This window comes from Mesorhizobium waitakense (genome assembly GCF_056431085.1).
In genome coordinates this window covers 24,310-43,348 of sequence record NZ_JBWKME010000107.1, presented here as the reverse complement: position 1 = coordinate 43,348, position 19,039 = coordinate 24,310, and the positions used below count along the sequence as shown (strand labels likewise).

The 19,039-nt window shown below is 63.7% G+C and carries 16 protein-coding genes and 1 pseudogene; 11 read left to right on the top strand and 6 right to left on the bottom strand.

Features of this window, described 5'->3' with window-relative positions:
- The 8 genes from AC07FD_RS23890 to AC07FD_RS23855 form a co-directional block, all read left to right on the top strand.
- The coding region (locus AC07FD_RS23890; protein WP_478351836.1) for a M15 family metallopeptidase at positions 1-3,677 on the top strand (3,677 nt) is incomplete at its 5' end.
- Entirely contained in the window at positions 3,677-4,825 is a 1,149-nt protein-coding gene (locus tag AC07FD_RS23885; protein WP_478351835.1) for a hypothetical protein, read from the top strand. The genes AC07FD_RS23890 and AC07FD_RS23885, both read left to right, overlap by 1 nt.
- Complete coding sequence (locus AC07FD_RS23880) at positions 4,822-5,661, top strand: hypothetical protein (RefSeq protein WP_478351834.1); 840 nt, start codon at positions 4,822-4,824, stop codon at positions 5,659-5,661. The genes AC07FD_RS23885 and AC07FD_RS23880 overlap by 4 nt, the downstream gene beginning before the upstream one ends.
- 12 nt (positions 5,662-5,673) lie before the next feature.
- On the top strand, positions 5,674-9,045 hold the full coding sequence (locus AC07FD_RS23875) for a phage tail protein (protein ID WP_478351833.1): 3,372 nt from the start codon (positions 5,674-5,676) through the stop codon (positions 9,043-9,045).
- A 19-nt stretch (positions 9,046-9,064) separates the two neighbouring features.
- Complete coding sequence (locus AC07FD_RS23870) at positions 9,065-9,478, top strand: hypothetical protein (RefSeq protein WP_478351832.1); 414 nt, start codon at positions 9,065-9,067, stop codon at positions 9,476-9,478.
- 14 nt (positions 9,479-9,492) lie between these two features.
- Positions 9,493-9,765, top strand: a complete 273-nt coding sequence (locus tag AC07FD_RS23865; RefSeq protein WP_478351831.1) for a hypothetical protein — start codon at positions 9,493-9,495, stop codon at positions 9,763-9,765.
- A gap of 39 nt (positions 9,766-9,804) precedes the next feature.
- On the top strand, positions 9,805-11,136 hold the full coding sequence (locus tag AC07FD_RS23860; RefSeq protein ID WP_478351830.1) for a hypothetical protein: 1,332 nt from the start codon (positions 9,805-9,807) through the stop codon (positions 11,134-11,136).
- Positions 11,137-11,539: 403 nt separating this feature from the next.
- Entirely contained in the window at positions 11,540-12,343 is an 804-nt protein-coding gene (locus AC07FD_RS23855; protein WP_478351829.1) for a DNA adenine methylase, read from the top strand.
- 154 nt (positions 12,344-12,497) lie between these two features.
- Here AC07FD_RS23855 and AC07FD_RS23850 read toward each other — a convergent pair whose 3' ends face one another.
- The 3 genes from AC07FD_RS23850 to AC07FD_RS23840 form a co-directional block, all read right to left on the bottom strand.
- Positions 12,498-12,806: an SRPBCC family protein gene (locus AC07FD_RS23850; protein ID WP_478351828.1), complete on the bottom strand. Its 309-nt coding sequence runs from the start codon at positions 12,804-12,806 to the stop codon at positions 12,498-12,500.
- Positions 12,807-12,947: 141 nt separating this feature from the next.
- Complete coding sequence (locus AC07FD_RS23845; RefSeq protein ID WP_478351827.1) at positions 12,948-13,445, bottom strand: GNAT family N-acetyltransferase; 498 nt, start codon at positions 13,443-13,445, stop codon at positions 12,948-12,950.
- The gene (locus tag AC07FD_RS23840) at positions 13,442-14,200 is read right to left on the bottom strand and encodes a copper homeostasis protein CutC (protein WP_478351826.1); all 759 of its coding nucleotides are present in this window, start codon (positions 14,198-14,200) and stop codon (positions 13,442-13,444) included. Before AC07FD_RS23840 ends, AC07FD_RS23845 begins: the two co-directional genes overlap by 4 nt.
- A 249-nt stretch (positions 14,201-14,449) precedes the next feature.
- Here AC07FD_RS23840 and AC07FD_RS23835 point away from each other — a divergent pair.
- A pseudogene (locus AC07FD_RS23835) lies at positions 14,450-14,898 on the top strand (carboxymuconolactone decarboxylase family protein).
- Positions 14,899-14,929: 31 nt separating this feature from the next.
- Here AC07FD_RS23835 and AC07FD_RS23830 read toward each other — a convergent pair.
- Both AC07FD_RS23830 and AC07FD_RS23825 read right to left on the bottom strand, forming a co-directional pair.
- Positions 14,930-15,361: a cupin domain-containing protein gene (locus tag AC07FD_RS23830; protein WP_478351825.1), complete on the bottom strand. Its 432-nt coding sequence runs from the start codon at positions 15,359-15,361 to the stop codon at positions 14,930-14,932.
- A gap of 78 nt (positions 15,362-15,439) precedes the next feature.
- Positions 15,440-16,273: a PA3715 family protein gene (locus AC07FD_RS23825; protein WP_478351824.1), complete on the bottom strand. Its 834-nt coding sequence runs from the start codon at positions 16,271-16,273 to the stop codon at positions 15,440-15,442.
- Between the two features lie 281 nt (positions 16,274-16,554).
- Here AC07FD_RS23825 and AC07FD_RS23820 point away from each other — a divergent pair, with 281 nt between their 5' ends.
- Positions 16,555-16,923 carry a hypothetical protein gene (locus tag AC07FD_RS23820; protein WP_478351823.1) on the top strand — a complete coding sequence of 123 codons (369 nt, stop codon included), beginning with the start codon at positions 16,555-16,557 and terminating at the stop codon, positions 16,921-16,923.
- Positions 16,924-16,954: 31 nt separating this feature from the next.
- Here AC07FD_RS23820 and AC07FD_RS23815 read toward each other — a convergent pair whose 3' ends face one another.
- Positions 16,955-17,905, bottom strand: coding sequence for a LysR family transcriptional regulator (locus AC07FD_RS23815; RefSeq protein WP_478351822.1), 951 nt, complete (start codon positions 17,903-17,905; stop codon positions 16,955-16,957).
- Between the two features lie 94 nt (positions 17,906-17,999).
- Here AC07FD_RS23815 and AC07FD_RS23810 point away from each other — a divergent pair, with 94 nt between their 5' ends.
- Positions 18,000-19,016 carry a zinc-dependent alcohol dehydrogenase family protein gene (locus tag AC07FD_RS23810; RefSeq protein ID WP_478351821.1) on the top strand — a complete coding sequence of 339 codons (1,017 nt, stop codon included), beginning with the start codon at positions 18,000-18,002 and terminating at the stop codon, positions 19,014-19,016.
- Positions 19,017-19,039 lie beyond the last annotated feature (23 nt).

Genomic DNA, 19,039 nt, shown 5'->3' with positions numbered 1-19,039 from the left:
GGTTGAAAGAGACGGCTGCGCTGAACAGCCATGTCAGCGCGCTGAACGGTGTTGCCGCAGCACAAAAGAACGCAGCGCAAGCCATGGTCAATCGGGTCACGATCGTTCCGGACCGAGGGGCTGATGTCGAGGCCTATGGCAAGTCCCTGGACGCGCTGCGCACCCGCTTCAATCCGATCTATGCGGAAATCGCCAGGTACAAGGCCGCCGTGCTGGAGGCCCGCGACGCGGAGCGCCTCGGGGCGATTTCGAGCGACGAAATGACAGCTGCCATCGGCCGGCAGCGGCAGGCGACCCTGGCGAACGTCGCCGCGATCAAGACCCGGCAGGCCACGCCGGCGGCGAACGGCAACTCCAGGCTTTCGGGCTTCCAGCTGCAAAACCTCTCATTCCAGGCCAACGACGTCGCGACCATGATGCTGATGGGGGCGCCGATGTCCCAGATCGCCGCGTCGCAGGGCGGTCAGATCTTCCAGTCGCTGCAGATGGGCGAAGGCGGCGTCAAGGGTTCGCTCTCAGCGATCAAGACCACGGCCGTTGACGCGGCCAAGGCGACGGCCGGATTTCTGAGTACGACCGGCCTGATCGCCACCGGGTTCGGCGTCGCCGCCGTGGCCGCCGGCGCCTTCTACCTGCTGACCCGCGACAAGGCGAAGTCGCTGGACGAGGTCCTGAAGGATCAGCGCCAGGCCGTCATCGACCTCGGCAATGCCTATGGTGACGTCGCGGCAAAGAGCAAAGGCGTCTTCGCCGCCGGCAACCAGAACAGCTTCGGCATCGCCTCGTCCAACAGCATCAACGGGCTGAAGCTGACAATTGCCGAGCAGACCCGCGAGGCGATGCCGGATATCGCGAACTTCATCACGCCAGGGCGAAGCGCTGGTGGCTTCTACAGGGCCAAGCAGGAGTTCCAGCCCTTCGCGGATGCGATCACATACCTTCAGGAGACGGCGAGAAAAGGCACGCCCGATATTCTCGGCTTCCGCAAGATGGTCGAGGACAGGTGGGCGCTGACGCCGAACGACGATGCCATCACCAAGTCCGGCGGCAAGCTGATCGACTTCGCCAAGGACGCGGACGGCGCGGCAAAAGCGCTGCTGGAATTGGAGATCATCAAGAAGCGCCTATTCAACGACATCGGCCCAACTGGCACTCTGCTTTCGCAAGGCACGACCAACCGGGCCGACATGGGCAACCTGGCGGCGTTTCAGGCGCAGCAGGCCATCGCGCGGCAGCGGGCCCAGCAGGGTTTCGATGCCGACGTGCTGGGGATCAATGCCAGGTCGCCGCAGGAAAAGGCGGCGGCTGCCCGTGCCGCCGCCGCCGCGACCTACAACAGCGACGAGACGTCGGCCGCGCGGGCGCAGCGCGTCGAGCTGGCCGGCACCAAGGCACAGATCGAGGCCGAACACACGCTGACGGAAGCGCGCCGGGATCGTGCGCGAGCGCTCGACCAAACCATTGCGTCGGCCCAACTCGACGTCAGCCTGATCGGCCAGTCGACGGCCGCGACCGAGGCGCTACGCTTCGAGAACGAGCAGCTCGCCCAGGTCCGCGAGGAAGCGGCCCGCAACGGCGTGGCCGTCGACCAGGCCGAGATCCAGAGCATCCACGCCAAGGCGATCGAACTTGGCAAGCTGCGCGCCCTGGAGCAGGCGCGCGACACCATCCACGGCCAGGAGCAGGATCTCGAAATTCAGCGGGCGGAGGTGGCTCTCGTCGGGATGAGCCGGCTTGCCCATGACCGCGTCATTGCCGCGTTGAAGACCGAGCAGGAAATCCGCAAGCTTGGCATCCCGCTCTACGGCGCAGAAGCGAACGCGATGCGGGCCAACACCGCCGCTGCTGCCGCGCTGTCCGAGCAGGCCGCCAAGGCCGGCCTGGTGCAGCAGCTGCTGTTCGACAGGCAGCAGATGTTCCGGTCGCAGACCGAGCAGACCGTCGCCTCGACCATGCGCGGCGCCGGGCTCGACTATGACCCCAACTCGGCGATCGCCCAACAGATCCGCTACAACGAGCAGCTCAAGGACACCAAGGCCGCCTGGGAAGACATCTTCTCGACCGTCGATGACGGCATCGACAGCATCAGCGATGCGCTGTTCAGCGGCGGCTCGATCACCGATGCGCTGAAGAAGGCCGGGTCGCAGATCGCCAAGACCGTCTTCGACATGTCGGTCACCAATCCGTTCAAGAACTGGCTGACCGGCGCCAACTCCAACACCATCGCCGATCTCGGCATCTTCGGCGACGGCGCCAGCAGCGGCAAGGGCGGCGGCTTCGGCGGCGTGCTCGGCCAGATGCTCGGCGCGCAGAAGGCCGTCGCCTCCATGCAGGTCCAGGCGGCCAGCGTCTTCGTCAACGGCTCGCCGATCGGCGGCGGCATCCCCGGCCTCGGCGGCGGTGCGGGCGCAGCGAACGACAATGGCGGCATCCTCGGCTGGGTCAAAAGCCTGTTCGGCGGATCTGACGCAAAACCGTTCAAGGCCGACACCACGCTGACGGATTTCCTTGGCGGCGGCGCGAACAGCAACTACGCGCCTGGTGCGGTCACGCGCTCGCCGCTCAGCGCAATCTCGTCCATCTTCCAGTCCGCCGGCTCGACAAAGACCGGCATCCCGTTGTCTCAGATCGGCATCGATGGCCTGACTGCGAAGGTCAATGCTGACTATGCCGGTCGGTTCCAGGGCCTTCTGAACGACCTGAAGTCGCAGGGCTACCCGATAACCAGCCTGGGCGAAGGTGGATACTCGTTCCGCAACGTTGCCGGCACAAACAATCTTTCCAATCACGCCTTCGGCAATGCGCTGGACATCAACCCGCGTCAGAACCCGTGGGCCGTCGGCGCCAAGGGCGATTTCTCTCGATACGGCGTCGATCCGAGTGCGCTCGCCGAGAAGAATGGGCTGACCTGGGGCGGCAACTGGAACAAGGCCGACACGATGCACTTCCAGGTCAACAAGAACGTTGACATGGGAGCGACGAGTAGCATCGAGAGCCTGTCGAAGCTGGGCAGTGCATCCGAGATGGCGGCGAACAGCCTCAGCAAGGCCGGCCTCGCCGGCTTCGACACGGTCAAGGGCCTCACTGACGCATCGGGCGGCCTGACGAGCTTCGGCTCGGCCCTCAGCAGCTTCATGGGTCCGGGCGGAGGCAGCGGCGCTGGCTGGTTCCAGAACCTTGCGGGCATGTTTGGCGGACCGGCCGGCGCCATCAATTCGATGAAGAGCATTTCGCCGTTGGCCACCTCCGACATCCTGTCCGGATCCTGGGGCCTGTTCGCCGAGGGCACCGAAAGCGCTCCGCCGGGCTGGGCGTGGGTTGGCGAACAGGGTCCGGAGCTGCGCAAGCTGCGCGGCGGCGACGTCATCCGCAGCAACCCGCGTTCCATGGAGATGGTGCGCAATGCCGTCGGCGGCCGTGATGGCAATCGCATCGTCGATCACCAGCCCTTGCGGGCGCCAGGGGCAGCCAACGGCAACAATGGGGCCGGCGGATCGTCGGGCGGGCTGACGCAAGCCCATATCGAAGGCATCGTCAACGCGATCGCCGGCAAGCTGAAGCTCAACGCCAACATCATCAACGTCGACAGCGACGATCACATCAAGCGCTACCTGGCGTCCGAAGACGGCCACCAACAGGTCGCCGTGATCAACCGGCGCAACGGGACATCAGGCTGATGAGCGGCGAGCTTTGGCCCTTCCGTCCGCTCGTCGGCACCAGCAGCGAGATGCTGGAATGGCTGACCGAACCGCTGCCCGGCTTCACCGGCGAGCAGCGCATCGCGCTGCGCGACGCGCCACGCCAGAATTTCAGTTACGCCTTCGCACTCGACCCGCAGCAATACAGCCGCGCCAAGACCTTCGCCCGCCGCAACGGCGCCGAGGACGTGCTGGTTCCGGTCTGGATGGAGCGCACCAGGATTGCCGGCGCGCTGTCCGCCGCCGACGACGTGATCGCCTTCGACACCGCCTATGCCGACTATCGGGCCGGCAGCGCGATCGTCATCTGGGAAAGCGATAGCAAGGCGGTGACGGCTATTATCGACGAGATCGACGGCGACGGCGTGACGCTTACGGCGCCGATCGGCGTCGACTTCACCAACCCGACCGTGGCGCCGGCACGCCAGGCGCTGCTGCCGGAAGGCATCCAGGTGAACCGGGAGCGCGGCCTGACCGCCGACATCACGGCCCGGTTCCAGGTGCTAGACAACATCGACCTGTCCGGCGCCGAGATCTATGACCAGATCCTCGGCCTCGACGTGCTGACCGATCCGCCCGCCAGGGTCGCCGCCCTGGCCGAGAACGTCGTGCGGGCGACGGAGTACCGCGACAACGGCTTCGGCCCGATCTTCCCCGAGGTCCAGAAGGCCTATGCTGATTTCGGGCAGACGCTCGGCTTCCTAGAAGAGGGCAAGGCCGCACTTTGGCGGCGCCGGCAATGGCTGCACAACCGGTGGGGCCAGCAAAAAGCGTTCTGGCTGCCGTCCTTTGCCAACGACCTGGTGCTGCAGGCCGGCTTCGGTTCGGGGGCCGTCACGCTCAGTGTCGCCAGCATCGCCCCGGCCAGCTTCTATTTCGGGCGTAGCGTGATGATCGAGCTGAAGAGCGGCGCTCGCTTCTTCCGCACCATCAATTCGGCCGTCAACGCCGGTGCCAACGACACGCTGACCATCGCCTCCGCGCTTGGCACGGCCGTGGCACCGGCCGACATCAGGCTGTTCTGCTTGCTCTCCAAGGTCAGGCTGGCCACCGATGCCGTGACGATCAATTACCGCGCCACCGACCTGTCGACGGCCACGGTTCCGGTCACCGAGGTGCCGGCATGAACGAGTACGACGACAAGGAAGCCTCGATCGACGATGGCCGGCCGTATTTCCTCTATCTGTTCGACAATGGCGTAGAGCGCATCCGCCTGACCTCGAACGCCGTCGACCTCGATCGCGAAGTGGACCCGCTGCTTGGCTTGGAAACCTGGACCAGATCGCCTGTCTCGCATGGCGATTTGGAGCAGGCGAGCAACATCGAGAAGAATTCCGCCGACCTGACCTTTCCGCTGTCCGACGCGTACGCACGCACGCTGCTGTTGCCTGCGACCAGAATTACCATCGTCACCATTTGGCGAGGTCATCACTCCGACCTGACGCATAAGCTGAAGGTGCAATGGAAGGGTCGCGTCGTCTTGCCGAAGTCGGGCAAGCTCAGCATCACCGTCCCCGTCGAGAGCATCTTCACCTCGCTGCGCAGGCCGGGCTGCCGTGCGCCCTATCAGCGGCCGTGCCGCCATGTCGTCTATTTCCCCGGCTGCTACCTGAATATCGACGACTGGAAGATCCCGGCGACCGTGACGGCGACCAGCGGTCTGGAGCTGACCGTCGCCGAGGCGGCGTTGCAGGACGATGGCTACTACAAGGCCGGGCTGGTCATCTTCAACGGCCTTTATGCGTGGGTTGAAAGCCATGTCGGAGACAAACTCACTTTGGTTGGCGCCTTGAACGAAGGCCTGGCCGGGACGGTCGACGACGACGGCTCGGCCGCGATCGAGATAGCGCCTGGCTGCGATCTCTCCAAAGGGCTCGGCGGCTGCAAGAAGTTCAGCAACAACGTGAACCACGGCGGCTTCGAAATGCCGGACGTCAATCCCTTCACGCAAAGCATCGTTTAGGGAGCCCGGCGCGTGATCTTCTGGAACATCATCTTCGCCATCGCCTCCTTCGCGCTGAACCTGGTGCTGTCGCCGAAGCCGCAGAACGCCAAGCCGAAATCACTGGAGGACTTCCAGCTGCCGACGGCGACGGAAGGCCGCAAGATCCCGGTAGTGTTCGGGACGGTCGACATGGAGGACCCGAACGTCACCTGGTGGGGCGACCTCGCCCGCAATGCGATCAAGGGCGCGCGCCAATTCCTGCTGTTCGGTCCCCGGCAGATCCTCGGCTACAAATACTCTATTGGCGTCCAGATGGGTCTGTGCCATGGCCCGGCCGACGCGGTGTTCGAGATCCGCGCGGGCGGCAAGATGGCCTTCCAGGGCTCCACGCCGGGCGGTCGCATTACCATCGACAAGCCGGATCTGTTCGGCGGCGACAAGAGCGAAGGCGGCATCGTCGGCGATGTCGACCTGGAGATGGGCGCGCCCGACCAGCTGCAGAACGACTATCTCATGGGCGTGCTGGGCGCTGACGTTTCCGCTTATCGCGGCGTGTTCACCGCAGTGGTGCGCCGGGCCTATCTCGGCACTTCCGCCTACATCAAGCCGTGGGCTTTCCGTCTGCAGCGCATCATGCTGCGGTCGGATGGTTCCGCGCAATGGTATCCGGAGAAGGCCAAGATCGCGGCCGAGCACACAACGACCAGCGCCGCCTTCTATTTCGCGTTGGATACGTCGAGCTCTGTCGGTGGCATCAGATTGCTGCTTCTCAAGGCAGCTGTGCATGATGCGATCGATTATCTGCGTAGTCACACCGACACTGAGGCTACGCCCAAAATTCAATACGACATCCACATGGTGTCGTTTGGCACCAGCGTCAAAAGCAGCATCGAGTTCCGCAACGCAACGCCGGATAATTTCGATGCCCTCGATGCCTTCGTCGACGCGATAGCAAGCTCGGGTAATCCTACCGATTTCAGCATTGGTCTTTCAGAAGCAGCAACCTTCTTCAATGGGTCTGGAACGAAGACGCCGTGCATCATCATCGTGTCGGACAATGCAGATCAGGGTCCAGAATTCGGCGGCGATGATCCCATTTACGTTCCCGGCGTTGCGGCCGCCCAAGCTATTCTGGATGGCATCGGTGCTTCTGTGTATTGCTTTCGTGTCTTCGGTGCTGGGCCTTCCACGCTGACTGGCAGGACGTTGGAAGGCTTCGACAACACCCCACAGGACAATCTACCTGGGGGGGATCATGATGTGCCGGTGATCACGGGCGGTTCCGGCGCGCTCACTTCGGCGCTGACCCCTAGCCCGGTCGTCCTCTACTATGACATGAACCCCGCGCACATCATCAGGGAGTGCCTGACGGATGCCACGTGGGGCATGGGCTACCATGACGGTGACATCGACGACGACAGCTTCAGGGCCGGTGCCGACACCTTTTACGCCGAGGGTTTCGGCCTGTCGCTCAAATGGTATCGCGAGGAGGAGATCCAGGAGTTCGTCACTGTCGTCCAGAGCCATGTCGATGCGTACGTCTTCCTCTCGCGCACGACTGGCAAATTCAAGCTGAAGCCGATCCGCAAGGATTACGACATCGAGACGATCCGCGTCGTGACCGAAGACGACGCGATCGAGTTCATCGAGGTCGTCACCCGGCAGCCGGCAGAGGCCGTGAGTTCGGTCAATGTCAAATTCTACGACCGGGCCTCGCGCAAGGACGGCTCGCACACCGTCACCAACAATGCCCAGGCCATGCAGGCGGGAGAGGTTATCCCGGCGACGCGGGAATATCCCGGCGTCAACACTCGCTCGCTCGCCGTCCGGGTGGCAACGCGCGACGCCCTGTCGCTCGGCGCCGGCATGAAATCCGGGCGGCTGAAGGTCAAGCGAACCCTGGAGGACATCGAGCCCGGCGAACCGTTCCGGCTGATAGCCGAACGCCACAAGCTGTCCGGCCAGGTCATGCGCGTCGTCGACCCGAGTTTCGGCGACGGTCGCAGCAACGCGATCGGGCTGAAGTTCGTCCAGGACGTCTTCAACCTGGGCGCCGCCGTGATGGCCGACACGTCAGGCGGCGATTGGGAAAACCCGTCCAGTGCCGCGGCGCCGGCCTCGCCGCGGCTCGCCTGGGAGATGCCGTACCGCGAGATGCGGCAGATGGTCGGCGACGGCCAGGCCGCGATCACACTTGCGGCCGATCCGGACGCCGGCCTGATGCAGGTTGCCGCGACCAGGCCGTCCGCCGACGCCCTCAATGCCGTCATCGACGTCGATAGCGGCACCGGCTTCCACAACGTCGACACGCTCGAATTCGCGCCCGGCGGCTTCCTGGCTGCCGCGCTGGCGATCGACGGAACCGAGATCGTCGTCATCGGCGCCCACGACCTCAATGACATCGAGGTCGGCTCGCTCGCGGCGATTGTCGGCACGACGCCGCAAACCACCGAGGTAGTAAGGATCGACGTTGTCGACGGCGCTACGCTGACGATCGCGCGCGGCTGCCTCGACACGGTGCCGCATGCACACGACGCCGGCAGGGCGATCGTCTTCTTCGACGACTTCTCGCTGAGCGATTTCGAGGCCTATTCGGCCGCGGCTTCCGTGTCGGTCAAGCTTCTGACCACCACCGGCCTGGGGACGCTTTCGCGGGCCGCCGCTCCTGCCGACCTCATCGAGTTCGACAGCCGCGCCATCCGGCCGTTGCGGCCCGCCGACGTCCAGGTCAACGGCACAGGCTACGGCCTGGTCATCGCCGATGGCGTCGCGGACCTTGCCACGACCTGGTTGGAGCGGAACAGGCTCCTGGAGCTGCTCCCGGTGCCGGCCTGGGGCGATCCGACCGCGACGCCCGAGGCTGGCCAGATGACAGTCATCGAAGTGCTAGACCCGGCGGGCACATCGGTCCTGACAACACACAGCGGCCTGACTGGTCTCTCCTTTCCGGTCCCGGTCGCGTCGTTCGCTGGTAATGCGTCCGGCTACGTCCGCGTCGGATCGGAGCGCGACGGCTACCGCGAATGGCAGGCGCACCAGCTGCGGGTGGTCTTCACCCGACTTGAAGCGGGCCACTACACGCTGACCGGGAGCGATGTCGGCCTGCACCTTATCTACACGCTCTCGGCCGCGACCGGTGTGTTCACGCTCACCGGGAGCGCCGCGCCGCTTTCGGTCTCCCAGCCGGTATCGACCGGAACGTTCACGCTCACCGGCAATGCCGCCGGCCTGCAATTCTCCGCCGGCATTTCAGCTGCAACGGGCGCGTTCACACTCACCGGAAGCCCGGTCGGCCTGACCTTCGATCTCGGCGAGCGGGACATGATGATGCCGGGACAGATGGTCAACGCGATCGGCAGCCGGCAGTTCATGCTGCCGGGCCTCTTCCTCTCGACCCCTTAACCTAAAAAGGACAGCACCGATGGTCGCATACAACAAGATCAACTCTTTCTCCGAGGCGCTGGCCGAGAAGGTCCACAACCTCGGGTCCGATCTGCTCAAGATCGCGCTATGCGATGCCGCGCATGCGCCGGTGGCGGGCAACACACAGCTCTCCGACTTGACGCAGATCAGCTACACGAACCTGTCGTCGCGCAGTGTGACGACATCGGCTTCGGCGCAGGCGGGCGGCACCTACAAGCTGACGCTGGTCGACCTGACCTTGACGGCGTCCGGTGCCGTGGCGCCGTTCCGCTACGCGGTGCTCTACAACGACACGGCGGCAAACGACGAGCTCATAGCCTGGTTCGACTATGGCTCGGATCTCACTCTCGCGAGCGGCAACAGCTTCACCGTCGATTTCGACGGCACCGGCGGCGCCTTGACCCTGGCTTAAAGGATACCAGTCCCATGAAGACGACCCACAACTTCGACCCCGAAACGATGCGCGAACGCTTCAAGGAGCTGCAGGCGCTAAAGGCCAGGATCTTGCTCGACGTTGGTCCGCTGCGCAAAAAGCTCGACGCCATCATCGCCCAAATTCACGCTCTTGAAGCGCAGATGAAGCCGATCGACGCAGGCTATCGTGAGAAGCGCGAGGGCCTGGTCCCGATCGACCGGGAGATGGCGATCATATCGCGGGCGCTGGCGGGCAAGACCGGCCCTCAAGAGGCCGCCGGCTGATCGGCGGCAGCATGACCCTCAAGACCGGGACGTGAAACAATGACTGCATATTATGTTCGATCGGGTGCTGCTGGTGCCGGAACCGGAGCCGATTGGGCGAACGCCTACACGACGCTTAGTACGGCGTTTACAGGGCATGCGGCCGGCGACATCTACTATGTTTCGGAAGACCACGCGGAAGCGACCGCTGGACAGGTCACCCTCGTCCCGAACGGCACGATCGCCAATCCGACGCTGATCTATTGTGTCAACCACTCGGGCAGCGTGCCGCCAGTGTCGGCCGACCTCCGCACGACAGCCACAGTCAGCACAACCGTCAACAATGGCATCAGAATATTGAACGCGGCCGGCGGTGCCGTCTTTTATGGCATAACGTTCACGGCCGGTAACTCGACAGGCAGCCCTAACCTGATCGTTGGTGCATCATCCACACTCCTCAAGTTTATTAATTGTTCGTTGCAAATTGGCAGTAGTGGAGCCTCCGGTCTCATAGACATGTCGAATGCCGGCACCTTGGCAGCTGCGATGATTGTGTTGGAGAATACGACTGTCTCGTTTGCAAATGTTGGCCAGCATATCGACATCTCAGTCACGCTCATATGGAAGGACACGCCCTCGGCTCTTTTGGGGACCATTCCTACCGTTCTTCTCAAGGAAGTTTCTGGTCACGGCGGGTACATCGAGTGCAGAGGCGTAGACTTTAGCGCCGCAGGATCTGGGAAAACGATTGTAGGCAACGCCAACGCCAACGGAACGTCCGTGGTCTTTGATTTTGCGGACTGCAAGATAGATGCTGCTGTGACGCTTGTGGCTACACCGGTTTCGCCTGGTCATTTCACCTTCGACGGTGTCAGAGTCGGAGCTTCGGGGGTAAACTACAAACAAACCCGCGTCCGCTACTCCGGAACGCTCATCGATGAGACCACAATCGTCCGCACGGGTGGCGCATCGAACGGTACTACGCCGCTAGCATGGCGCATTGACACGACTGCCAATTCCAGTTGGCACAATCCGTTTAATTGCCCGCCGATCGCCATCTGGAACGACACCACCGGTTCGTCGGTGACTGCTACCGTGCAGGGCATATGGGGTGGCGGCGCCGTGCCAAACGATGATGAAATCTGGCTCGATGTCGAGTATCTAGGCGATGCGTCCTCGCCGCGGGCATCATTCGTTAATGACAGCAAAGCCGATCCCCTGGCCGCCGCAGCAGGGCAGACGGCCGGCAGTGGAACATGGGGCGGGTCAACGACGAAATTTGAGTTGGCCAAGGCGTTCACGCCACAGCAAAAGGGCTGGATACTTGTCACAGTCAAGGCGGCTAAGGCGTCATCGACGTTCTATATCGATCCGAAAGTGACGCTCACATAGAAAAGGAGCCGGCGCGACGAACGCCAGCTCCCTCTATTGCCCGTTACAAAGGCCGGCCAGAAGCTCGGGCCGGCCTTTGCTCAGGGTGAACGCGCCTCATCGGGTTCAATGACGGGGGCGCGCTTGTTCTGTCTTAGCTGCCTACGCCGCTGGCGCAAGTGCCGGCCGCCAATGCCAGGTTGGCGCAGAGATTGGTGAAGCGACCGTTCACCCATTTGAGGGTGCAAAGCTGGTGCGAATTCGCCGGAAATGCTAGGGCAGCGTAAACGTGACAGGTGCTCGGGGCAGTTCCCGAGAAGCGGGCCTAGATTGGCGTCCGACCCGCCCGACAGCATCAAGAGATAACTGCCGCACCTGGCCCTTTCGGGCGCCGGGACGGTGACTGATTCTCGAAGGCCTTTAAATGACCCTTCAACAGAGTTTTGAAAACATCCTGCCAACCCGGCCGGTGGCCGGCTACATCGGTGGCAAGCGCCGCCTGGCGGAGCGCCTGGTGGCGCGCATCGCGGCCGTGCCGCACGAGATCTACGCCGAAGCCTTCGTCGGCATGGGCGGCGTGTTCTTCCGCCGCCGGTCGCGGCCACGGTCCGAGATCATCAACGACCGCAGCGGCGAGGTGGCGAACCTGTTTCGCATCCTGCAGCGACACTATCCGCAGTTCATGGACACGCTGCGCTTCCAGATCACCTCGCGTCGTGAGTTCGAGCGGCTGAAGGCCAGCGACCCGGCAACGCTGACCGACCTGGAGCGCGCCGGCCGGTTCCTCTACCTCCAGCGCCTGGCATTTGGCGGCAAGGTCGCCGGCCGCAACTTCGGCGTCGATCCCCGATCGTCGGCCGGCTTCAATCTGACCAAGGTGGCGCCGCTGCTGGAGGACGTCCATGAGCGCCTTGCCGGCGTCGTCATCGAGCAGCTCGACTGGTCGGCCTTCATCGACCGATACGACCGGCCGGGCACGCTGTTCTATCTCGACCCGCCTTACTTCGGCAGCGAGGGCGACTACGGCAAGGAGCTGTTCGGCAGGGATCAGTTCGAAGCGATCGCCGCCAGGCTGCGGACCATCAAGGGCAGGTTCATCCTGTCGATCAACGACGTGCCCGAGATCCGCGCGGCCTTCGCCGGCTTCGACATGGACGAGGTGGAGCTGAACTACAGCGTGGCCGGTGGCAAGGGCTGCCCGGCAAAGGAGCTGATCATTGCGGGATGACCACCGCTACTGGTTTTCGCGCAGCATCCCCGAGGCCTTTGGCCCAGAGCCTACCGGCCTCGGCTGCCGCCATGCAACGGCAATTTAAGGGCCGTTGGAATGGGCGATCTACTGCCAAATGAAGTTGCGCGGAGGTGCCAAGTGATTTTGCGCGCTACAACAATTCCGCCCGCCACAGCCCGTCGAAATCGCCAAGGGTTTTCACCACCACCAGCCTGCCGGGTTCGAGTTCGGCGGCCTCGATGATGAAGTACAGCTCGTAGGGCAGGGCGCCGCGAGCCCGTGCCCTTGCGCGCGAACCGATGGTCGCCTTGCCCTTCCTGTCGAGCGGAACCACCTCTTTGTAGACATCGCCCCACCAGATCGGCAGCAATTCGGCATCCGAGAGCACCTCCCACACTTCCTGCGGCGTACCCTCGGGGATGTGCCAGCTTTCGTCGAAGCGGAAGACGTTGCTCGGCATCGCGTTTCCTCCGGTTGGCGGAAACATTCATATTAGCTGCGGCTTCTTTGTGTGGCCAGCGCCAGCGGGATCATGCGGAGATTCGCCTGATGTATCAGGCGGTAATCTGCCTGATGTATCAGGCTAGATTCGCCTGACGTATCAGTCCGAAATCCGTCTGATGTAGTAGCGGACCGCCTTCTTGCCGCCGTGGATGACTGCGTCGCCGGCTTCGGCGAAGCCAAGCGCGGCGTGGAAGGCATCCGAGGCAGGGTTCGGCGGGTCAGTGTTGACCTCGCAGGTGACCAGCGTGTGGCCGGCGCGCTCAACTTGGCCGAACAGATCCTGATAGAGCCGGCGCGCATGGCCGCGGCCACGCGCCTGCGCCGCCACGACGACACGGTCGACATAGACGAAGCGGGGGTAGCGTTCGCGGAACCAGACGAAGTTCGGGCTGTCGTAACGGGCGTCCTGGTCGAAGGTCATGATGAAGGCTTCGAGATTGCCGATGCGCCGCGTGTAAAACGCCTCGCCGAGCAGGAAAGACAGCCGTTCGGGCTCCAGCCAGGACAGTTCGGCTGCGTGCTCGTTGTTGAGCGCGAGGATCGCCGCTTCGTCTGCGGCGGATACAAGGCTGATCGGGGCAGGGGTCGCGCTCATGCCTTCGCGGCCGCAATGGTGGTCGCCACGAGATCCGTGTCGGTCAAGGTGTTGCGGTATTCGCGGTCGAGGTCGGAGCCACCCATGCCGACATGCGGATTGCGGTAATCCATGGCGCTCGGCACGTCCTTGAGGGCGGCGAAATGCATTTCTGACAACCCGGTCCTTCTGCGCACTTCGGCGATGTTGCCGAGGTCAAGTCCGCCACAGCCGAGGATGACGATGCGGTCGCCGGCCTGTCGAACCAGATCCGCCAACAGCGACATGCCCTCGACCGCCGTGTCGCGCTGGCCGCTGGTCAGCACGCGGCCAACCTTGCTGCGGATAAGCGCTTCGAGCGCCTCGGCGGGGTCGCGGGTCATGTCGAAGGCACGGTGGCAGGTGACGTTCAAGGAGCCGGCGGCTTGCGTCAATTCACTCATGCGCGCCTCGTCGATGGTGCCATCGGCGTTCAGGCAGCCAAACACCACGCCGGGCACGCCGAGCTCGCGTAGCGCTGCGACATCGGCGAGCATCGAGGCGTACTCGGTTTCGCTGTAGAGAAAATCGCCGCCGCGCGGCCGCACCATGACGTGGAAAGGCACGGTCGCCTGGTCGAGGGCAGCGCGCACCGTGCCTAGGCTCGGCGTGATGCCGCCTTCAATGAGGCTGGCGCACAGTTCGACCCGATCGGCGCCGGCCGCCTGCGCGGCCAGCAGGCCATCAATGCCTTCGACACAGATTTCGATCAGCGGCAGGCGAGTTTCTTTGGTCAAGGGGCAATCCAATCGATGATGTCGCCGCAAGCCCTAGCATCGGGCCGGTTGGCGCGAAAGCGTGAACAGCGCGTGGCCATTTGGGCCAGAGGGCAAACTCCGCGCTTGACAGTCAAATAACCGTTGAGTTATGGAATAATCATAACCAGATGGTTATTAATCTCGCTATCCGAACTCAGAAAGCCTGGATGCGCGGCATCCGGGCCCGACGAGACACGCCCTGACGAAACCCTTCAAAAGGAGAAGACCATGCAAGCAAGGATCAAGAATCCGGTGGTGCTCATTCCCGGATCCCTGCAGGCGCTGCTAGCGCTGGACAAGTCGACCGAAGCGGCCGAATTACCCTATGTCACGCGCAAGCTCATCCATCTGCGAGCCAGCCAGATCAACGCCTGCAGCCTCTGCGTCGACATGCATGCGCGCGAGTTGAAGAAGGCCGGCGAAAAGGACGAGCGCATCTTTGCCCTCGCGGCATGGCGGGAGACGCCGTACTTCACCGATGCCGAGCGCGCGGCCTTGGCGCTGGCCGAGGCCGGCACACGGCTCGCCGACCGGCCCGACGCGGTGCCCCCTGGGACGAGGCCGCCCGGCATTACGATGAAAAGGCGCTCGCCGCCCTGGTCATCCAGATCGCCCTGATCAATGCCTTCAACCGGCTGAACGCCACGACACGGCAGATTGTCGGCGCCTGGGGCTAGCCTTGGAGCAAAGGCGCGTCGGCCTTGGCCGCTACTGGCGCAACTCCGTGTTCTTGGCGCCTTCCTCGACCTGATCGATCACCAGCAGCTTGACCGGACCATCGCCGATGTTGGTGGCCTGGTGCCACTGGCCGATCATTTCGATGATGAAATCTCCGGTCTTGTAGGTGTTGCTGTTGCCGGTCTCGACATTGGTGACCTTCAGTGTCCCGGCCTGAACATAGGCGTAGCGCGGGAAGGGGTGTCTATGGACCGGCAAGGTCGCACCCGGTGCGATGTCATAGGTCGACACCAGAACCTGCACGTTCTTCTGCGGCAGCGTGATCGGCTGGCCTGAAGCGGTCGTCGTGCGTGATGCCAGCGGCGTCACGACGACGGGCGTGCCGCTGCTGTCCAGCGCCAGGGCGGGGTGCGCAAACGACGCAACCCCCAGCAGCAATGCCGATAGCAAGATTTTCCGCATGTATCCTCCCAAACCAACACATCTATCGCGCGGCGGCCCTCCGCGTGCAAGCAGGCCTTCTCGACGCGAGCGGCTTTCTCACGGCTCCATTGCCTTGAGCGCCGCCGGAACCGGATAGTGGGTGCCGTCGTAGCGTAGCCGGTAGGTCCGCTTCACGGACTTGCCTGGATGAGACTGGCACTCGCCATCCTTGTCGGGCAAGGGTTCGTCGGTATCCGCCTGCTCGACCGCTGTGATGTCGTGATAGCCGTGGTGGCTCGCCGCGCTCATCGCCAGGCTGACCTGGCTGGAATGAAAGGATCCGGCGCAACTCGCGTCGCCTTCGCCGCCATGGCCGGCCACGGCTAGGCCGCCGAGCACCAAGCGCAGGACATCACCGGCGACGGCATAGAGCCGCAGGCCGGTTTCGTCGAATGGATTGGCCTGCGAATGGGTTGCCAGTTCGATGCGCAAGCCAAAGGCGGAGACATCGGGTGCCAACCGATAGCGACCGGTGTCGAATTCGACCTTGCGGATGGCGATGGCGTCATCGGTCATCAGGCCGGGCTGGAGCAGGCGCTGGCGCACGCCCAGGCTCTTCCTGTCGACGACCAGAAGCTCAATATCGCCAACATGCCCGTCATCGCTGGATACGGCGCTGTCCATCAGCGGCACTGCGACCAGCAACAAGTCATCATGGGCAGGCCAGATCTTGCAGACCAGGCCAACTGGGGTTTCGTAGTCCGTGAGCGTCAGGGGGATGCTGATATGGGGTTCGAGTGTCAGCGAAGCGCCGTCGACGCTCCTCTTGGCCTTGGGATAGGCCTGCTGCACCAGGGCGACAACATCGCCGCAATCGCCGGCGGCGGCCCAGGCGGGCGACAGACTGGTCGCGGCGAGGCCGAGGAAGAGGGTGCGCAACACTGTTCGCATGGGATTCTCACGTTGCAGGGCCGAGTTCGCTTGGAGATCTGCGTGTACCACAGTTGTTGCGTTTGGACGGGCCCGGATTCTGCAACGTTACCTTCATCAACAAGATCAGTCTCCGCCCCCCCGCGGGTCGATGGAACGAAGCGTCTTATATTAGCCAGAAACGATATATTAACGGCTGTGATGCAACCTTTCCTCCATGGGGACGGGGAACACCCTCCTCATCGACGTTCCAACGCGCGCCCTTGGAGCCGCGGGACGCTCGACCAATGCGGAGCAAACGCATGAGTGTCGGAACAGCTCTGGAACAATTGCTGCGATTGATTCATCGCAGGGCAATGAAATTGGCCGCGTTGCCGGAGGATGAAAGGGATTTACACTACGATCTCATTCGCCGCACATGCTGCGAAGCCGCCGAGCACGTTGGGCAAAGTCCCGACAAGGCAGCAATCACGGCAAACGATATGGTCGAATTTGTTCGCGCACTGGTCGGAATTATTGAAGTGGGTTGTGAATCGGACCAAGAGCAAAGCGCCGACCGCCCGCTGCCAGCACGCCATTTTGGGAGTCGGGAGACTGTCGCCACGCCTAGCGCCGCCGCTTCATTGGTGTCGCAAATTTGGCGTCCCAGGGGGGCCGCTGCCTCACGGTGACGGGCATTTCTCATTTTTCGCTGGCGGTGCCTCAAGACCCCGGCATGGAAGGCGTGGCGACGGTTCGTATCCCTTCCTTCAGCAAAGCAGTGTGGGCAACCAACGCGTCGATGATCACCCGCATACGCGGCGGCACCACGCGGCCGGCGCTCCACAGCAGGTGGATCGGCGCTGTCGCCACAGACGAGCTCATCAGCACCGGCACCAACTCGCCGCGACGCAGGCTGTCGCCCGCGAGCCAGTCGGGCAGGAAGGCAATGCCGCAGCCGGCGACCGCCGCTTGCAGTAGCGCATCGCCGTCGCCGATCATTAGCTTGGGTTGCGGCTGGTAAAGCATGGTTCCAGTATCGCCATCCGGCAGTGGCCATGGGTTGGTGAAATCGCGCCGGCCGTAGACCAGCAGCGCATGCTGCCTCAGCCCCGGGATATCGGCAGGCGTTCCGGCCGTGGCCAAGTAGGCCGGACTGGCGCACAACAGCGAGCGCTGTGTGCCCAGCCGTCGAGCGGTCAGTGAGGCATTGTCCTCGATAGGGCCGACCCGCACCGCGAGGTCGATGCTGTCGTCGACCAGATCGGTGCGGCGGTCATCGAAGCCGATCTCGAGCCGGAGCGCCGGATGGACCTTGGCTAGCCCGAACAGCACCGGCGCCACCCAGCGGCGGCCAAAGGCGAGCGGCAGAGTGAGCCGCACGACGCCCGCTGGCACCTGTCGTCCGGCGGCAATGAGGTCCTGTGCCTCGCCGAGCCCAGCAAATGCGCGCCGACATGCCTCGTAGTAAATTTCGCCATCGGCCGTCAGGCTCAAGCGGCGAGTGGTGCGGTTGAGCAGGCGCGCGCCCAGTCGCTGCTCGAGTTGCAGTACCTTGCGACCGACGGCCGATTTGGTCAGGCGTAGCCGCGCCGCCGCGGCGGTAAAGCTGCCCGCATCGACCGCTTGGACGAAGGCGAGGGCACCGTCAAGGCTGCCAGATACCAGGCCCATTGTAGAGCCTTCAGCAACGATCTTCCGATGAATTCGCATCATTGTAGCTGAGCGCGCAATGGTAATACAGCCCGAACAAGGTTGGAGATGCGAAATGGGCGACATGACTGAAGCCTGGCACATGACCGGGTTCGGGCTCGACAAGCTGGTGCGTAAGACGGTGCCGTTGCCGTGGGTCGGCCGGCGCGCGCTGTTGGTCGCGGTGCGTGTGGTGGCGCTCAACTTCAAGGACCTGCTGTTGATCGATGGCAAGCTGCCGGCGATGTCGCTGCCTTTCGTACCGGTGTCGGACGCAGTGGGCGAAGTGGTCGCGATCGGGCCCGAAGTGACGCGTTTCCGCGTCGGCGACCGTGTATTGGGTCAGGTCATTGCCGATTGGCCCGACGGCGATGCGCCGGCGGTGTTACACAAGCAGACGCTGGGGGTGTCGCTGCCGGGCGTGCTGGCGCGCGAAGTTGTGTTGGGCGAGGACGCCGCGGTGCTGGCGCCGGTTTCACTCAGCGACCAGGAAGCCGCGACGTTGCCGATCGCGGCGCTTACCGCCTGGTCGGCGTTGGTCGAGTTCGGCCGGTCGCGACCGGGTACGACTGTGCTCATCGAAGGAACCGGCGGCGTGGCACTATTTGCGCTGCAATTCGCGCTGGCCTTCGGGCAGGTGCCTATCCTGCTGTCGCGCCACGCCGACAAGCTCGAACGCGCCCGGATGCTAGGTGCAAAGCTCTGCGTCGACACCAGCATCAACCCCGACTGGACCGCAGAGGTGCGGGCTCTCACGAGCCGGCGCGGGGTGGACCATGTGCTGGAGCTGATCGGCGACGCCAATCTGCGGCAATCGATCGAGACGGTGGCAGCCGGTGGGCGGGTGTCCCTCATCGGTCAGCTTGCGGGTACCGAGTTGTCCGTGCCGACGCCGGTGCTCACGCGCAACCGCATTACACTTCAAGGCATCGCCACGGGCTCCCGGCGGCAGTTCGAGCGCATGAACGTGGCAATCGAGGCGCTGGGCGTCAGACCGGTGATCGATGCCGTCTACCCGTTCGAGGATGTCCACGAGGCGTTCGAGCACCAGCGGCGCGGGCCGTTCGGCAAGGTTGTGGTCAGTCTCGGATAGAAGCCGAGCCCCGCCTGTCTCTT

Coding starts and splice junctions, on each gene's coding strand:
- AC07FD_RS23845 (WP_478351827.1), bottom strand. CDS start 13,445: ATGAGCGCGACCCCTGCCCCGATCAGCCTTGTATCCGCCGCAGACGAA.
- AC07FD_RS23885 (WP_478351835.1), top strand. CDS start 3,677: ATGAGCGGCGAGCTTTGGCCCTTCCGTCCGCTCGTCGGCACCAGCAGC.
- AC07FD_RS23880 (WP_478351834.1), top strand. CDS start 4,822: ATGAACGAGTACGACGACAAGGAAGCCTCGATCGACGATGGCCGGCCG.
- AC07FD_RS23825 (WP_478351824.1), bottom strand. CDS start 16,273: ATGCGAACAGTGTTGCGCACCCTCTTCCTCGGCCTCGCCGCGACCAGT.
- AC07FD_RS23850 (WP_478351828.1), bottom strand. CDS start 12,806: ATGCCGAGCAACGTCTTCCGCTTCGACGAAAGCTGGCACATCCCCGAG.
- AC07FD_RS23830 (WP_478351825.1), bottom strand. CDS start 15,361: ATGCGGAAAATCTTGCTATCGGCATTGCTGCTGGGGGTTGCGTCGTTT.
- AC07FD_RS23860 (WP_478351830.1), top strand. CDS start 9,805: ATGACTGCATATTATGTTCGATCGGGTGCTGCTGGTGCCGGAACCGGA.
- AC07FD_RS23810 (WP_478351821.1), top strand. CDS start 18,000: ATGGGCGACATGACTGAAGCCTGGCACATGACCGGGTTCGGGCTCGAC.
- AC07FD_RS23815 (WP_478351822.1), bottom strand. CDS start 17,905: ATGGGCCTGGTATCTGGCAGCCTTGACGGTGCCCTCGCCTTCGTCCAA.
- AC07FD_RS23870 (WP_478351832.1), top strand. CDS start 9,065: ATGGTCGCATACAACAAGATCAACTCTTTCTCCGAGGCGCTGGCCGAG.
- AC07FD_RS23865 (WP_478351831.1), top strand. CDS start 9,493: ATGAAGACGACCCACAACTTCGACCCCGAAACGATGCGCGAACGCTTC.
- AC07FD_RS23855 (WP_478351829.1), top strand. CDS start 11,540: ATGACCCTTCAACAGAGTTTTGAAAACATCCTGCCAACCCGGCCGGTG.
- AC07FD_RS23820 (WP_478351823.1), top strand. CDS start 16,555: ATGAGTGTCGGAACAGCTCTGGAACAATTGCTGCGATTGATTCATCGC.